This is a genomic window from Halorubrum shenae (assembly GCF_051194165.1).
Taxonomy (GTDB): domain Archaea; phylum Halobacteriota; class Halobacteria; order Halobacteriales; family Haloferacaceae; genus Halorubrum.
In genome coordinates, this window is sequence record NZ_JBLZNI010000005.1 from 1 (window position 1) to 14,597 (window position 14,597).

Annotated in this window: 18 protein-coding genes; 6 read left to right on the forward strand and 12 right to left on the reverse strand. The window is 67.2% G+C overall.

Annotation, left to right across the window (positions count from 1 at the left end; translation table 11 throughout):
• From ACNS88_RS07575 to ACNS88_RS07600, 6 genes are all read right to left on the reverse strand, one after another.
• Positions 1-204, reverse strand: a 204-nt coding sequence (locus ACNS88_RS07575) for a transposase (protein WP_496923271.1), incomplete at its 3' end; no start/stop codon positions are given.
• 169 nt (positions 205-373) lie between these two features.
• The gene (hisH, locus tag ACNS88_RS07580) at positions 374-1,033 is read right to left on the reverse strand and encodes an imidazole glycerol phosphate synthase subunit HisH (RefSeq protein ID WP_435095283.1); all 660 of its coding nucleotides are present in this window, start codon (positions 1,031-1,033) and stop codon (positions 374-376) included.
• A 103-nt stretch (positions 1,034-1,136) separates the two neighbouring features.
• Positions 1,137-2,234 (reverse strand): phosphonate ABC transporter, permease protein PhnE, encoded by a 1,098-nt coding sequence (phnE, locus tag ACNS88_RS07585; RefSeq protein ID WP_435095286.1) that lies wholly within the window; start codon positions 2,232-2,234, stop codon positions 1,137-1,139.
• Positions 2,235-2,256: 22 nt separating this feature from the next.
• Positions 2,257-3,042, reverse strand: a complete 786-nt coding sequence (locus ACNS88_RS07590; protein ID WP_435095289.1) for a phosphonate ABC transporter ATP-binding protein — start codon at positions 3,040-3,042, stop codon at positions 2,257-2,259.
• A 27-nt stretch (positions 3,043-3,069) separates the two neighbouring features.
• Entirely contained in the window at positions 3,070-4,239 is a 1,170-nt protein-coding gene (locus ACNS88_RS07595) for a phosphate/phosphite/phosphonate ABC transporter substrate-binding protein (RefSeq protein WP_435095292.1), read from the reverse strand.
• Between the two features lie 102 nt (positions 4,240-4,341).
• Entirely contained in the window at positions 4,342-4,956 is a 615-nt protein-coding gene (locus tag ACNS88_RS07600; RefSeq protein ID WP_435095295.1) for a uracil-DNA glycosylase, read from the reverse strand.
• Between the two features lie 141 nt (positions 4,957-5,097).
• Here ACNS88_RS07600 and ACNS88_RS07605 point away from each other — a divergent pair, with 141 nt between their 5' ends.
• Positions 5,098-6,351 (forward strand): MgtC/SapB family protein, encoded by a 1,254-nt coding sequence (locus tag ACNS88_RS07605; protein WP_435095298.1) that lies wholly within the window; start codon positions 5,098-5,100, stop codon positions 6,349-6,351.
• Here the strand turns inward: ACNS88_RS07605 and ACNS88_RS07610 are convergent.
• From ACNS88_RS07610 to ACNS88_RS07620, 3 genes are all read right to left on the reverse strand, one after another.
• A complete protein-coding gene (locus ACNS88_RS07610) occupies positions 6,337-7,863 on the reverse strand; it encodes a glycerate kinase type-2 family protein (protein ID WP_435095301.1) in 1,527 nt (508 codons plus the stop codon). The genes ACNS88_RS07605 and ACNS88_RS07610 overlap by 15 nt on opposite strands.
• A gap of 64 nt (positions 7,864-7,927) precedes the next feature.
• Complete coding sequence (locus ACNS88_RS07615) at positions 7,928-8,515, reverse strand: endonuclease dU (RefSeq protein WP_435095304.1); 588 nt, start codon at positions 8,513-8,515, stop codon at positions 7,928-7,930.
• 3 nt (positions 8,516-8,518) lie between these two features.
• Positions 8,519-8,701: a DUF5786 family protein gene (locus ACNS88_RS07620; protein WP_435095307.1), complete on the reverse strand. Its 183-nt coding sequence runs from the start codon at positions 8,699-8,701 to the stop codon at positions 8,519-8,521.
• Positions 8,702-8,840: 139 nt separating this feature from the next.
• On the opposite strand from ACNS88_RS07620, the gene ACNS88_RS07625 reads away from it, so the two are divergent.
• Positions 8,841-9,482 (forward strand): MBL fold metallo-hydrolase, encoded by a 642-nt coding sequence (locus ACNS88_RS07625; RefSeq protein WP_435095310.1) that lies wholly within the window; start codon positions 8,841-8,843, stop codon positions 9,480-9,482.
• A 328-nt stretch (positions 9,483-9,810) separates the two neighbouring features.
• On the opposite strand, the gene ACNS88_RS07630 is transcribed toward ACNS88_RS07625, so the two are convergent.
• Both ACNS88_RS07630 and ACNS88_RS07635 read right to left on the reverse strand, forming a co-directional pair.
• Positions 9,811-9,960, reverse strand: a complete 150-nt coding sequence (locus tag ACNS88_RS07630) for a 50S ribosomal protein L40e (protein WP_008848891.1) — start codon at positions 9,958-9,960, stop codon at positions 9,811-9,813.
• Positions 9,961-10,067: 107 nt separating this feature from the next.
• Positions 10,068-10,337 (reverse strand): thioredoxin family protein, encoded by a 270-nt coding sequence (locus ACNS88_RS07635; RefSeq protein ID WP_435095315.1) that lies wholly within the window; start codon positions 10,335-10,337, stop codon positions 10,068-10,070.
• A 163-nt stretch (positions 10,338-10,500) separates the two neighbouring features.
• On the opposite strand from ACNS88_RS07635, the gene ACNS88_RS07640 reads away from it, so the two are divergent.
• The 3 genes from ACNS88_RS07640 to hisE all read left to right on the forward strand — a co-directional run bounded on the left by ACNS88_RS07640 (position 10,501) and on the right by hisE (position 11,702).
• Positions 10,501-10,665 (forward strand): preprotein translocase subunit Sec61beta, encoded by a 165-nt coding sequence (locus tag ACNS88_RS07640; protein WP_435095318.1) that lies wholly within the window; start codon positions 10,501-10,503, stop codon positions 10,663-10,665.
• Between the two features lie 105 nt (positions 10,666-10,770).
• Complete coding sequence (gene pdxT / locus ACNS88_RS07645; RefSeq protein WP_435095321.1) at positions 10,771-11,364, forward strand: pyridoxal 5'-phosphate synthase glutaminase subunit PdxT; 594 nt, start codon at positions 10,771-10,773, stop codon at positions 11,362-11,364.
• On the forward strand, positions 11,361-11,702 hold the full coding sequence (gene hisE / locus ACNS88_RS07650; RefSeq protein WP_435095324.1) for a phosphoribosyl-ATP diphosphatase: 342 nt from the start codon (positions 11,361-11,363) through the stop codon (positions 11,700-11,702). Before pdxT ends, hisE begins: the two co-directional genes overlap by 4 nt.
• Before the next feature lie 4 nt (positions 11,703-11,706).
• Here hisE and ACNS88_RS07655 read toward each other — a convergent pair whose 3' ends face one another.
• Positions 11,707-12,135: a hypothetical protein gene (locus tag ACNS88_RS07655; RefSeq protein ID WP_435095327.1), complete on the reverse strand. Its 429-nt coding sequence runs from the start codon at positions 12,133-12,135 to the stop codon at positions 11,707-11,709.
• Positions 12,136-12,297: 162 nt separating this feature from the next.
• Between ACNS88_RS07655 and ACNS88_RS07660 the strand changes: the two genes are divergently transcribed.
• Positions 12,298-14,529: a hypothetical protein gene (locus ACNS88_RS07660; protein ID WP_435095329.1), complete on the forward strand. Its 2,232-nt coding sequence runs from the start codon at positions 12,298-12,300 to the stop codon at positions 14,527-14,529.
• The last annotated feature ends 68 nt before the right edge of the window (positions 14,530-14,597 follow it).

Genomic DNA, 14,597 nt, shown 5'->3' on the forward strand with positions numbered 1-14,597 from the left:
CGCCAGTTCGAGGTCTTTGTCCTCACAGATTTCCGCAAAGATGGTTTTGAGACGTTCCTTCGTCTTCCCCGTCAGGTTCGAACGCCGGTACTGAGCGGAACCCTGTTCCGCGAGGTCAGCGGGACCTTCGGTCCCGCCCGATTTCGGCACGAACACTATGTGGTAGTAGAGTTCGTATTTCGCATGACGGGTACTCTTTACCATCTATGCATACTATCGTGGTTGGACCCTTAAAAATTGCGTTAGAACCCCGTCCGTGCCATCGTTGGCGGTTGAATACTGTTGGTCGGCTTCATCCCCGCCCTGAAGGGCGAGGCTTTCGCCTCGTATTTCCCGTAAGACGGCCGCAACTCGCCTTTCGGTCCTTTCCTGCCTATCGCTCCGCGCAGTACTCGACGAAGTTCCGTAAGATTCGGAGCCCCGTCTCCCCGCTCTTCTCGGGGTGGAACTGCGTGCCGAACACGTTCCCTGCCTCGTTGGTGACGACGGCGGGGAAGTCGACGCCGTAGTCCGCGGTGGCGACGACCGCGTCCGGGTCGTCGGGCTCCGCGTAGTAGGAGTGGACGAAGTAGGCGTACTCCCCCTCGACTCCCTCGACGATGGGGTGATCGCGCTCGACCTCGAGTTCGTTCCAGCCCATGTGTGGCACCTTGCGGTCCACGTCGAACCGGACGTTGGTCCCGGGGACGAGATCGAGGCCGGTCACCTCGCCTTCCCCCTCGTGGTCGGCCTCCTCGCTGGAGGTGAGGAGCATCTGCATCCCGAGGCAGATCCCGAAGAGGGGACGCCCGGCGTCGGCGTGGTCCGTCAGCGCCTCGCGCAGGGGGCCGGCGTTCTCCATCCCCTCGCGGAACGCGCCCACGCCCGGGAGGACGACGCCGTCGGCAGTCGCGAACGCGTCGGGATCGTCGGTGATCTCGACCGACGCGCCCGCGCGTTGGAGTCCGCGGGTCGCCGACCGGAGATTTCCGAGGCCGTAGTCGACCAGAACCACGTCCGCCAGCGTCTCCGCGGGCGGTTCGAAGGTGCTCATACGCTTTCTCGGAGGGGGACGGAAAAGTCGGTTTCCCTTGTGGCAGTCGGCGGGCGAGGTGGAAGGGCGACCGCGCCGAGGTCGGCGTCGGTCCGGGCCTCCGTCACTTCAGCATCGAATCGGCCATCCGGCGCGGGAAGCCGGTGATGAGCTCCCAGATGCTCATCTCCACGTCGTCGGAGCGCAGCCGCGACCGGAGCCGCTGGCTGAACAGCTCGACGGAGATGATGAGCAGGAAGATGGCGAGCAACGTCGCCATCATGTTGGTGAACCGCAGCAGGTTCTGCTGTGCGGTGAGGACGTACCCGAGCCCGCCCGCACCAATGACGCCGACGGTCACGCCGATTCTGACGTTGATCTCGAAGATGTACAGCGTCCACGCGATGAACGCGGTCCGGACTTGGCTCAACATTCCGAAGAAGACGATTTGCGGCTTGCTCGCGCCGGTCGTGCGCATCGCCTCGATCGGTCCGTCCTCGATCTCTTCGAGCTCGTCGACGAACAGCCGGCCCAGGTTGCCGATGGTGTCGAACGCGATCGCGATCGCGGCCGAAGAGGGACCGAGCCCGAGGAAGGGGATGAAGATGAGCGTCCAGATGATCGCCGGGATCGCTCGGATAAAGGACATCGTCCCGCGGAAGATGAAGTTAAAGGGGAACGGGGTGACGCGCTCGGAGCCGAGCGTTCCGAAGATGAGCGCGAACGGGAAGCCGAGAACCGTCCCGACGAACCCCATCGCGAGGGTGATGCCGGCCTCTCCGAAGATCTGGAAGATACCCAGCTCTTGGAAGAAGAACACGTAGACGTCAGTCGGATTCGGCGGGAACTGGAACAACAGCCCGCCGATCTCGGGATCGTACAGCAGGTTCTGTTGTCTGATAAACCGGACGTACCGGCCGACGTCGAGGAACGGGATCACTCCCAGGTAGTTCGTGATCGGGAAGAAGCCGGTCAGCGAGTCGGTGAACGTTTCGAGCCGCGCGTCGGGGTCGAGGAGCTCCGTCGCGGCGAACGCCTGCAGCGTCGTGAACGCGAGGAACGCCGCGAGCCCGACCCACCCGAGCGCTCGGCGACGGCGCGTGCGCTTTATGTTCTCGAACTGTTCGGCGATGCGACCCGGAACGTCGGCGTCGGCGTCGCCGTCGACGCCGACCGCCGGCTGGCCGCCCGTTCCGTCGGTGTCCGTCGTGTCTGTTGTCACTCGTGAATCAACTCCGTTCTCGTCACGGCGTCGCGATCTCGTCGGTCTCGGCGTCGCTGTCGCCGTCGCCACGAACGAACATCCCCTCGGTGTCGATGTCGCCGTAGATCTCGTCGATTGCGTCGATCGTCAGCTCGTCGCGGTAGCCGTCGAACACCTTCTTGCCCTTTCTGAGACCGATGAAGCGGTGCCCGAACTTCCGAGCGATGTTCACCTGGTGGAGGCTACAGAACGTCGTCAGATCCCGGTCCTCGGAGGCGGCTCGGAGGTAACCCATCACGCTCTGTGCGCTGCCGGGGTCGAGACTCGCGACCGGTTCGTCGGCGAGGAGGACCTCCGGCTGTTGGACGAGCGCGCGGGCGATCCCGACGCGCTGCTGTTGGCCGCCGCTCATGCTCCGCGCCTTCTGCTCGGCCTCGTCGAGGAGGCCGACCGTGTCGAGCGCGTCGAGGGCGCGGTGTTTCTCCTCGGGGTCCTGTAGCTGGAGGACGCTGGAGAGGAATCCCGAGCGGTGGACGCCGCCCGAGAGCGAGTTTGAGTACGCCGTCATATCGCCGATGATGTTGTGCTGCTGGAAGATCATCGCGACCTCGGGACGCGGCTCGACCATCGGCTCCCCGTCGATCAGGATATCGCCGTTCGTCGGGGAGAGCAGTCCGCTCAGCGTCCGCAACAGCGTCGACTTCCCGGAGCCGGAGACGCCGAGGACGATGACGAACTCGCCGGCGGGGACCTCGAAGGACACGTCGTCGAGCGCGACGGTGTCGCCGAATCGTTTCGTAAGCCCGTCTACTTCGATGTAGCTCATGAGATCAAACCCGTGATAACCGGGGATCTAGAGGTCGCCCCAGTCGAGCCCGAGCTCCTGACCGAGCTCGGCGACCGGGTCGAAGTCTTCGACAGTGGCCTCGACGACGCCGCTGAACCACAGCTCGTGGTCCTCGACCAGCTCGACGTCGTCCAGCTCGGCCTCGGAGAGCTCCGATTCCTCCATATCGAGCAGGGCGGGATCGATATTGAGCGCCTCGGCGATGTCGGCCAGCGAGTCGTGCTGGAACGCCTCCTGTGGCGCGTCGATCATTACCTCCCGGATGTCGTCTTTGATCGACTCTTCCCACGCGGCGTTGCTCACGATCGGTGCGCGCGGGATCGGGTCTGAGACGGCGAGCAGCCGGAGTTCGGGGTCGCGCTCTCCCGCGCCACCGTACTCGGCCGAGATGTCGACGAAGTCCTGTGACATCTCGTCGAACTGCTCCTGCGGAACGTGCGATGCCGTGGAGAACGCGCCGGTGCCCGCCGCGGCGATCCGGTCGTCCTGAATGAGCTGTTCCCGTGCCGTCGTGTGGTCGGAGGTCCGGAGATCGAAGTCCTCCGGCGAACCCGCGGGCGCGTTGCCGATGTCGAGACCGGCGTTTCGGAGCATCAGCAGCGGGAACAACGTCCCGGAGACCGACGTCGGCGCGGCGGAGGCGACCACCTCGCCTTCGAGGTCGGCGAGCTCTTCGATGCCGCTGTCGGCCGTGGTCGTGATGAGCGAGAAGTACTTCTCGGCGCCGTAGGCAACGCGCATTCCCGTCACGTCGATCTCCTCGGGGATCTGCGCGACCGCGCCGGGAGACGTGTCCGCGAAGACCCGATCGCCTTCAGCCGCGCGCCGGAGCTCCTGTGCCGTGCCGGAGTAGCTCGCGGTCGGCTGTTCGATGATCTCCACGTCCACCTCGGACTGGATGTACTCGAACAGCGGCTGGTACTGCACCTGGATGTCGATCTCTTCTTGTGCGGGGTTCATCACCCACGTGACCTCGGTGGTGGAGCTGTCCGAATCCCCCATCGTCTCGCCGTCTGAGCCGTCTGAGCCATCTGAGCCGTCTGAGCCGTCAGAACCGTCCGATCCGTCTGAGCCGTCGCCGCCACCGCCGGAACAGCCAGCGAGCCCGACCACTCCTGCCGCGCCGGCCGTTTTGACAAACGTTCGCCGATCCGCTGACCACCTGTTGTCGGACATGTGGTTGTGCGTATGACTCACACGGGATATTATTTTCTATTTTTTATACCTAGCGGTACTATGACGAACGTTCTCACGTCTTTTCCCGCCGATCCGTTCGTTTCAGAACTCCCCGAGTCGCGACTGACCGTCCGACTCGGCGTCGGCGGTCCCGCTCAGCTCGCCCGCCCGCGCGATGGTCTCGAAGAACCCGTCGCGCTGGCTCCGGTCGTACAGCGTTGCCGCCGGGTGGACGGAGAGCAGCACGCGCCGCGAGGCCCCTCCGATCCGCGCGTCGACGACGCCGCCGGACTCCGAGGTGATCGCCACCGACCGGTCGAGGAGATGCTCGCTCGGTACCTTCCCGAGCGTGACGATCAGCTCTGGGTCGAGTCGGTCGATCTCGGCGTCGAGGTGGCCGCGGCAGTTCGCGAGCTCGTCGGTCGTCGGGTCGCGGTTGTCCGGCGGGCGGCACCGCACGCAGTTCGTGATCCGCACGTCCGCCCGCGCGAGCCCGGCGTCGCGGAGCGCGTCGTCGAGCACGTCTCCCGACCGCCCCACGAAGGGCTCGCCCTGCTCGTCCTCCTGTGCGCCCGGTCCCTCGCCGACGAACAGCAGGTCCGCGTCCGTCGGGCCGACGCCGTCGACGATTCGGCTCCGCGACTCGACGAGCGCCGGACAGCGCTCGCAGGACGGCACTCGGAGGTTCTCGTCGAGCGCGTCCCCGTTCTCGGTCATGGATCGAGGTGCGAGCGGGGTCGACATAAGTCCGTCCGCCTCGAGACGACGGGTCGGTCGGACCGATTTGCAATTGCGTGTGAATACGCGGATGCGTTCTGTCCCGTAGTTTAACGTTGTCCCTACTCGAATTTCAGATCGATGACTGATCCCGTAGCCGATCCACTCGTCGAGGTACTTTTATATCTCTTCCTCAGTGCGGGGCTCGGCGCACTTATCGGGTTGGAACGAGAGCAAAGCGAGTCGGGTGGAACGTTTGCTGGGAGCCGTACCTTCCCCCTGTTTGCGCTCTACGGGGCGCTCGTCTCGGCGTTCTTCCCGGGACTCCTTCCGATTGCGATCGGTGTGCTCGTCGTCCCGCTCACCGTCGCCTACGCCGGGAAAATCTGGTACGAACGGGATCTCGGTCTGACGACGTTGATGGCCGCACTTCTCACCACAGTACTGGGAGCGATGACGATGCATTCTGAGACCGGCGCGGTCGCCGCAATTGTCGTCGGCGGTACCGTTACGATACTCCTCTCGATCAAGGATCCGATCCACGAATTCGCCGACCAGATCGAAGAGACCGAACGCATCGCTTCGGCGAAGTTCATCCTCGTCGTCCTCGTCGTTCTCCCGGCGCTTCCGAACCGCCCGCTCGACAGTCTCTACGGGCTCAATCCGCGGTTCATCTGGTTGATGGTCGTGTTCGTCACCGGCCTCGGATTCGTGGCGTACGTGCTCGCGCAGTTCCTCGAGCCGGAACAGAGCATCGCGTTAACCGGAATCATCGGCGGGTTTGTCTCCTCGACGGCGACGACGGTTTCGATGGCGGAGAAGACGGTCCAAAACGAGACGCTGTATCACGTCTGCGCGTTCGCGGTCGTCACCGCGTCCATCGTGATGTTCCCGCGAGCGCTCATCGAAGTCGCGGTCGTCAACCCGGAGCTACTCCCGAGCGTCGCCGTCCCGCTGGGGGTTATGACGGTCGTCGGGATCGTCGCCGCCGGAACGCTGTACTGGCGGACGACGTCCGACGAGACGGTCGAATCCGGCGAGCTGAAAAACCCGTTCCGGCTCCGACCGGCACTCCTCTTCGGCGTGGTCTTCGCGGTCGTGCTCCTCGTCTCCGAACACGCACAAGAGTGGCTCGGCACGTCAGGCATCTACGCCACGGCGTTCCTCTCCGGGCTGGCAGACGTCGATGCGATGACGATCACGCTGAGCAAACTCGCCGCCGACGGGACCGTTTCGCCGGAGGTCGCAACCACCGGTATCGTCATCGCGGCCATCGCCAACACGCTCGTCAAGGCCGCGTTGGCGTGGCTCTTGGGCACGTATCGCCTCGGACGGCTCGTCTCTATCGTCCTCGGCGTCGTTATCGTGAGCGGTCTCGTTCTACTCCTGATCTAGGTGCGCTCTATCTCCGTCTCGCTTCTCCACGACGATCGCCCGCAGGTCGTTAACGTTCGTCCCGGTCGGACCGGTTCGCAGGAGCGCTCCCGCGTCGTCGAGGAGCGGGTACACGTCATGTCGATCGAGCGCGTCGCGGGCGGCCTCAGGGTCGAGCGTCGTCGCGTCCGCGACGGCTCCGGCGGCGTCGGTCGGGCCGTCGAGCCCGTCGGTGTCGACGCTCGCGACGACGACTCGGGGAGCGCCCTCGTCGTCGCTGTGGCCGTCGCCGTCTCCGCTGTCGCCCTGGCTCTCGCCACTCAGCAGCCCCTCCGCGAGCGCCAGCCCCGCGCTTGCGACGAACTCCGCGTTCGGGCCACCCGTCCCCGGATCCGTCGCGTCTCCGAGCGTCACGGTCGTCTCGCCGCCGGAGAGCAGCACGGCCGGCGGCTCGACCGGCGACCCGCGGGCGGCGCACTCCTCGGCGATCGCGGCGTGGGTCGTCCCCGTCTCGCGCGCCTCGCCCCGGACGCTCGCGGAGAGTACCAGCGGCTCGTACCCTCGCTCTTCCGCGGCGCTCGCGGCCGCGTCCAGCGCGGTCCGCCCGTTGCCGACGACGTACGCCGCGCTCCGGTCGAACGCCGGGTCGTCCGCGGTCGGCGTCTCGGACAACTCCCCCTCAGCGCCCGCCGAGAGGCGATCTCGTACGCTGGCGGCGACATCGAGGTCGTACCGGTCGAGGACCGCCAGCGCATCCGCGTACGTCGAGGGGTCGGGGACGGTCGGGCCGCTCGCGATCGTGTCGAGCGGGTCGCCGATCACGTCGCTGACCGCGAGCGTGACCGTCGTCGCGGGGGCGACCGCGCGCGCCAACTGCCCGCCCTTCACCGCCGAGCAGTGCTTCCGGACCGCGTTGATCTCGTCGATCGACGCGCCCGACGCGAGCAGGTCGGACGTGAGCGCGCGGAGGTCGTCGACCGAGATGGGGTCTGCGGGCGCGGCCAGCAGCGCGCTTCCGCCGCCGGTGATGACCGCGAGAACGAGGTCGTCGGGGCCGGCGAGTTCGGCCGCGTCCAAGACTCGCCGAGTGCTTTCGACGCCCGGCTCGCTCGGTAGCGGGTGATCGCCCGGGAGCACGTCGATCGCGGCTGTCGACGAGGGCTCGGTCGAATCGCTCTCCGACTCCTCCGCCGGGTCGTCCGTGACGACGAGCGCCTCGTCGATCGCCTCGTCGCCCTCACGGAGAACGCCTGCGACCCCCTCCGCGGCGCCCGCGGTCGCCTTCCCCGCGCCGAGGAGGACGACCCGGTCGTACGCGTCGAGGTCGTACGTCCCGATCGTGCCGTCGACGCCCGCGATCCGGAGGGTCCCGTCTCGGACCGAAACGGTGTCCCGGATCAGCCGCCCCGGGAGCGCGGCCTCGATCCCGGCCGCGAGGCAGTCGAGGGCCGTCTCGTGTGCCGGCGTCCGAGCGAGCCGCTCGCGGTCGCGAAACGTCACGGGGTCATCGATCGCATCGGCTTCGTCGGTCATAGCGGGGGATCTTGCCGGAGGGGCATAATTCCGACGCGGGCGAGCCGGGATTCCCGAGCAACGACTACCCCTCCGTCGTCGCCTCTCGATGCGCGCCCGCCGCGATCGCGGCGATCCGGAGCGGCTCCGGCCGACGGAACCCCTCGCGGACCAGCCCCCGGACCGCGGCGGCCGCCTCGTCGGCGTCGATCCCGACCGCGCGGACGAACAAGGGTTCGGCGCGGTCGCTCGCGGCCGAACCGGCCTCGCCGCGTTCCACTCGAACCCGCGGTGGGAGGGACCGATAAATATCGAGCCGTCGCGCGAGCGCCTCGCCGTCGAAGGCCTCGCGGAGCGCCGGCTCGAGCCCGGGGCTCTCCTCGTAGCTCACGGCGTACACCGGTCGGTCAAAGGCATCGCGAAGTCGCGATAAATCGAGGAGGTTGAACCACGCCGGCGCGATTCCCGCGATAGCGACGTGGCGCACGTCCTCGCGGTCGAGTCCGTCGAACAGGGCGATCACGGCGTCGGTCGCGTCGACCCCGCCGACGGTGCAACTCTCGAACCCGAGCCCGTCGAGCGTCCCGTCGGCCCTGACGACAGTCCCGGCTAGGCGGCTCGTTCGGGCTCCGTCTGAAAAGGCGATTCCGAGCGTTCGGCTCGGCGGCGTCACCGATCAGGGCTCCTCGGACTTGATCTCCTGGAGCCGATCGAGCAGCTCGTCGTTCGACGCGCCGGGCTCGTAGTCCACTGACCCCTCGTGTACCTCTTCTGCGGCTCGGACTCCGTCGTCGTCGTCGAAATCCGCGTCCAGGTCTTGATTCTCCTGTTCGGATTCATCGTAGCTTCCGAAGCCCATATGTGAGTATAACTAACACAGCACTACTGATAAATCCCCGGGCGAATCGGGGGAGCGGGGGACGGGAAACCGACCTCGTCTCCGCGAGGACTCCGCGAGGACTGCACGCTTTTACCCATTCGGTGCCCTTCGTGCCCGTATGGAGCCGATCACTGTCACTGCTGACGCGGAGGAGTTCACCTGCAACGCGTACCTCGTGTCCGGCGAGGCGCCGACCCTCGTGGACGCCGGGACGATGCCGGGCGTCGACGACGTCATCGCCGACGCGCTCGACGAGGCGGGCGTCGACGAGCTGGACCGGGTCGTGTTGACTCACCAGCACCACGACCACGTCGGCGAGCTCGACGCGGTGCTCGACCGCTTCGACGCCACCCTTTACGCCAAGGCTGCCCACCCGCGACGCGACGTGGCGATCGGCGACGGCGACGAGATACTCGTCGGCGACGAGCCCTGCGAGGTCGTCGACACGCCCGGCCACGCCGACGACCACGTCTCGCTCGTGGGCGACGAGCGGCTCTACTCCGGCGACGTGGTCGTCTACAACGACGGCGCGTTCGACGACGGCTCGTTCGGACGCACCGACATGGCGGGTCAGTCCCGCGAGGTGCTGATCGAGAGCCTCCACGCGCTCCTCGACCGACTCCCCGACACGGTGGCGGCGATGTACTCCGGTCACGGCGACGTCTACCGCGCGACCGATGGCCCAGACACGATCCGCGAGGTCATCGAGCGCGCGACCGAGCGCGCGGAGCGCCGCGAGCCGAAGTACCCGGACGAGTAGCCAACGACTCGCGCGGACGACGACGGCGACTACTTATAAAGAATGTGCGGTGGCGCGCGCCTCCGAGTGGCCGACAGGCCACGAGGAGCGCGTGCGAGGGAGTCGCGAACGAAGTGAGCGACGAGGCTGGGGAGGTGTTTACCGTCGATCTGTCAGTAACCACTTATAAATGACCGCCGGAAAAACGCCGTTCCTACTCGTACACACCGATCGATTCGCACACACCGATCGGAGCCAAGCCACGCACCGTCCCCGAATCGACCGCACAGACCGATCGCTCTGAAAGAACGATCTGCAGGAGCAACGAGGGGCCGGTCGGGCGACCGATCTATGCCGCGCGGCGTTCCTTCGCCTTCGGGCGGAGGTTCGTGTAGCCGCACTTGCGGCAGCGGTCGGCGTCCGGGGAGTTGCGGGCGTTACAGCGCATGCAGATGTGTCGGTCGAGGTTGCGGCGTTCCGCGGCGTCGAAGCTGGCCATACGGGTACTGTCGGGCCGACGCTGTAAAAGGTTGCGAGACGTGGCGGGTTCGAGTCGGTCGTCACCGAGCGACCGTACGCGCCCTTGAGTGACCGTGGTGGACGCCGTCAGGCGCCCGCTTCGGAGAGCGCGGCCTCGATGTCCTCGCGCTGGGTGACGCCGACGAATCGGTCGACGACGCCGTCGTCGTTTTCGACGATGAGGGTCGGGAGCGAGCGCACCTGGTACTGGTTGGCGATGTCCTGTTCCTCGTCGACGTCCACCTTCTGCAGCTCGAAGGCGTCGCCGAGGTCCTCCTGGACCTCCTCCAGAATTGGGTCCTGCGTCTTACACGGGCCGCACCAGTCAGCGTGGAAATCCAGCAGTCGAACAGTCATTATCCGGCGCAACCTACCGCCGGACGGCGCATAAGGGTTTCCCACTCGCGCACGCCTCGGCGCTCACTCGCCCGTCGCGTCGGATTCGATGCTCCGAGAGGGCTCCGCGTCGCTCCGACGACCGAACGAAACGTTTAGAACGCCGCGATGCCCAGAGGCAGCCATGAGCAGCGGTTCCAACTCCGGCGGGCTGATGTCCAGTGCGGGCCTCGTCCGCTATTTCGACACAGAAGACCGGGACGCGATCACGATGGACCCGAAGACCGTCCTCGCGTTCTCCGTCCTCTTCGGCGTGTTCGTACAGATCCTCTCGCTGACGGTCGCGTAGCCCGGCCGGTCCGGTGTGTTCTCGCTTTCGACCCCGTTCCGTAGCGTCCCGCTTTCTCTGTCCAGTAACGCGCCCTTTTTGCCCGTCCCCCACCGACCAGTTTCCATGCAAGCAGGCGTCATCGCCGTCCAGGGGGACGTGGCCGAACACGCTGCCGCCGTCGAGAACGCGGCGGCCGCCCACGACGAGCCGGCGGAGGTAGTCGAGATCCGCGACGCGGGGATCGTCCCCGACTGCGACGTGCTCCTCATGCCGGGCGGGGAGTCGACGACCATCTCGCGGCTGATCCACCGAGAGGGGATCGCCGCGGAGATCCGCGACCACGTCGCGAGCGGGAAACCCGTCTTAGCCACCTGCGCCGGGCTCATCGTCTGCTCGCGGGACGCGAAGGACGACCGGGTCGACCCGCTCGGACTCGTCGACGTCTCCGTCGACCGCAACGCGTTCGGCAGACAGAAGGACTCCTTCGAGGCGAAAGTACCGGTGACCGGGCTCGACGACCCGTTCCACGCCGTGTTCATCCGCGCGCCGCTCATCGACGAGATCGGCGCGGGCGTCGAGACGCTCGCGACCGTCGACGGTCGCCCGGTCGCGGTTCGAGACGGCCCCGTGGTCGCCACCGCGTTCCACCCGGAACTCACCGACGACCCGCGGATCCACGACCTCGCGTTTTTCCCCGAACAGGAGGTTGTCGCGTGAGCGATCCGGACGCGGATCCCGAAGACGCAGAGAGTCCGGAAGCCGAGGTCCCCCCCGAGGCCGTCCTCGACGAGCTGTTCGCCACCATCGAATCGCGGAAGGCGGAGCTGCCCGAAGGCTCGTACACTGCCTCGCTGTTCACCCACGAGAAAGGCGAGAACGCCGTCTTAGAGAAGATCGGCGAGGAGTCCACCGAGGCCATCCTCGCGGCGAAGGACGACGACCTCGACGAACTCACCTACGAGAGCGCCGACCTCGTCTACCACCTGCTGGTGTTGCTCGCGATGAAGGACCTCGACCTCGACGACCTCCGCGAGGAGCTGCGGGACCGTTTTTAAGGGGCTACCGCTCGCGTTCGAGTTCCTGTTCGATATCGGCGACCTTCCGGTCGACGTCGTCGAACTCCTCGGTCTCCAGCTCGCTCGCGATCCGACGTTCGAACTCGTCTTCGCTGATCTGCCCCTCGACGTACTGGCGGCGGAGCCGGTCCTGCCGGCTTTCTGAGTTGGTACCGGCCGTCGACGCCGAAGACGACAGCGACCCGCCGAGCGAGTCGCTGACGGAGTCGCTCGCGTCGTCGCCGCCGAATAGCCACGCGCCGGTTTTATAAAGGACGTACGTAATGCCGACGAGTACGGCGAGCGAGACGATCCCGGAGACGATCGCCCACGCGAGACTCAGGATCGTCGTGACCACGGAGACGACGACGCTGACGCCGATCAGGGCCGCGAGCGCGATCGCACCGTAGTAGAGGGTCCTTTTGAGAGCCATCGTCGGACATCGCGCGTCCGGGCGCAAATACCTTCTCCCGGGGAGCGCTCCGTCTGTCCGTCAGAAGACTTATTCGCTGCTATGGTCGTGACCTAGTGAAATGCATCTGGAGCCACGATCTTCGATGGATACCCTACCCACGGACGATCCGGAGGTGCGCCAGTGACCGATCGCGCCGACATCAACGACGGTCGTTCCAGCCCAAGCGATGTCCGGCCCGACCCCAGCGATACCCGCCCCGAATCCGGCGTCGCCCGTCGGACCGTCCTCGGCGCGCTCGCGGGAGCCGGAAGCGCCGCGCTCGCGGGGTGTTCCGGCTCGGGGCCGGACGACGCCGCCACAGATTCCCTTGACCCAGAACGCCTCGACGAGCTTGCCGCCCGGTTCGCGCCGACGCTGTTCTTCGATTCCGCGGAGCCGTGGTTCCCGACCGATCCGCGACCGTACACGAGCGAGGAGGACGGCGAGACGGTCGTCGACGGGTTCGCGGCGTTCGACGGCTACCACGAGCGATACGACGAGACGGGCGAGCCGCCGAACCCGACCGTCTTCTACAACGGGGTCCAGTACGAGGACTCGCCGCTCGCGGTCGTCCAGTTCTGGCTCTACTCCGCGTTCGACCAGTTCACGGCCAACTTCCACTGGCACGACTGGGAAGTGCTCCACGTCTTCGTCGACCTCGACACGGGCGACCCGCAGCTGTACGTCGCCAGCTCGCACTCCCGCAGCGTGCCGAACAACGAGTTCCTCGATCCGGAACCCGACGCCATCCCGCGGATCCTCTCTGAGCTCGGCTCGCACTCCAGCACCCTCTCGGTCAACGGGAACCCCGACCAGTTCCAGCGCGTCGGCGAGGAGGGGCTGCTCGCGGACATCACGAACACGACGATCGACACGCTCGAGGACCTCCTCGGGATCCCGATCGCCTACGGGCTCCCCCGCGACGAGGGGATGCGGCTCCCGTTCGTCGTTCCCGAGTACGAGGGCGAACCGCTCTACGACCACCCGGACCTCCCGTCGGTCTCGGTCGAGTCGCTGGTCGACGGCGCGCTCACGATCCGATCGCTCGACGCACTGGGATCGCCCCCGACCGACCTTCCGTTCCGGGAGACGGGAGTCGCCTTCCGCCACGCGGACCGCGAGGACACGATCGCGGACCGGACCGCCGACGAGGTGGTCGGCTACGACCTCGTCGAGAGCGCCGAGCTCGAGGACATCACCGCGTTCACCGGCCCGCAGCTCAGCTACGAGTTCGCGGTCCCGGAAATCGTCGAGGACGCCGTCGCCAGCCACATCACGACCACGGGCGTCCCGTGGGATCAGCCGCGCTACGAGAACCCCGCGCTCGACGTGACCGCCGGGAACCACCGCGCGGAGCTCGCCGGCCGGTACGACGCCATTGCGGGCGAGGAGTCGTTCGGTGACGGCGCCACAGGCGAACTCGACGCGGTCGTCGCTCGGGTCACTCGGGCGACCGAGACCGACGAGGCGCCGGACGGCGAGGGGCTGACGACGACCGACGCGATCACCGAGTCGTTCGTCCTGATCGAGAGCGATCCGGAGGCGATCCCCACCTTCGGCGGCGGGGTCGCTGTCGCGAACGGGGTCCCGGAGGGCGACCACCGGCTGACGGTCAACGGCGCGGGGCAGACCCCCCACAGCGAGACGGTGACGGTCTCCGCCGACGAACCCGTGACGACCGCGGGCGTCGAGGGCGAGGTCCCGCTCGTCGCTCGCGAGAACGCGACGAAGGTGGAGCTCTCGGACGCCGAAAGCGACACCGACGTGACCCGGGCCGCGATCGAGGACGACTTCGCCGGCCGGATCTACGACTCGGCGGTCGACGGGAGCGACGCGGTGTACGTCCACGCCGGCGGCGCGTACACGACCGAGGTGCGGGACGCCGCCGACGAGGTCGGCGCGTATCGCGTCAACCCGGCTCCGGAGACCGCGGGGTCGGGGGAGTCGATCCGGATCGACCGGCCCGAAACCGGCGCGGGCTCGCTCGCCGGGTTCGTCGCCGACGTGGCCGAGGAGACGCGGGTGGCGGTGGCGGCGGTTGCGGCCGAAAGCGACGGCGACGGCGACGACGAGAGTTCCGGCGGCGATTCGGGCGGCTCCGAGGTCGGCCCGTCGAACGCCATACACGGGCTCGAGCAGGCCCTCGCCGCCGCGGTCGACAACGCCGAGCGCGCCGAGGAACGCGCCCGCGAGGGCGACAAAGAGGGCACCAAGCGCCAACTGGAGAACGTGCTCGAGCGGATCGCCCGGATTCAGGAACGGCTCGTGGCGGCGCGTGAGGGGCTCCCGCCCGGGCTCGCGAACGCGACCGACAGGCGGATCGAGCAGGCGACGCGACGAGTCAAGCAGGCGCAGGAATCGGAGAAGCTGTAGGCGGCGGGTTCGTCGACGGCGACACTTCGGCCGGCGCGACCAGCGCCCACGCGCCAGTGTGCCACACC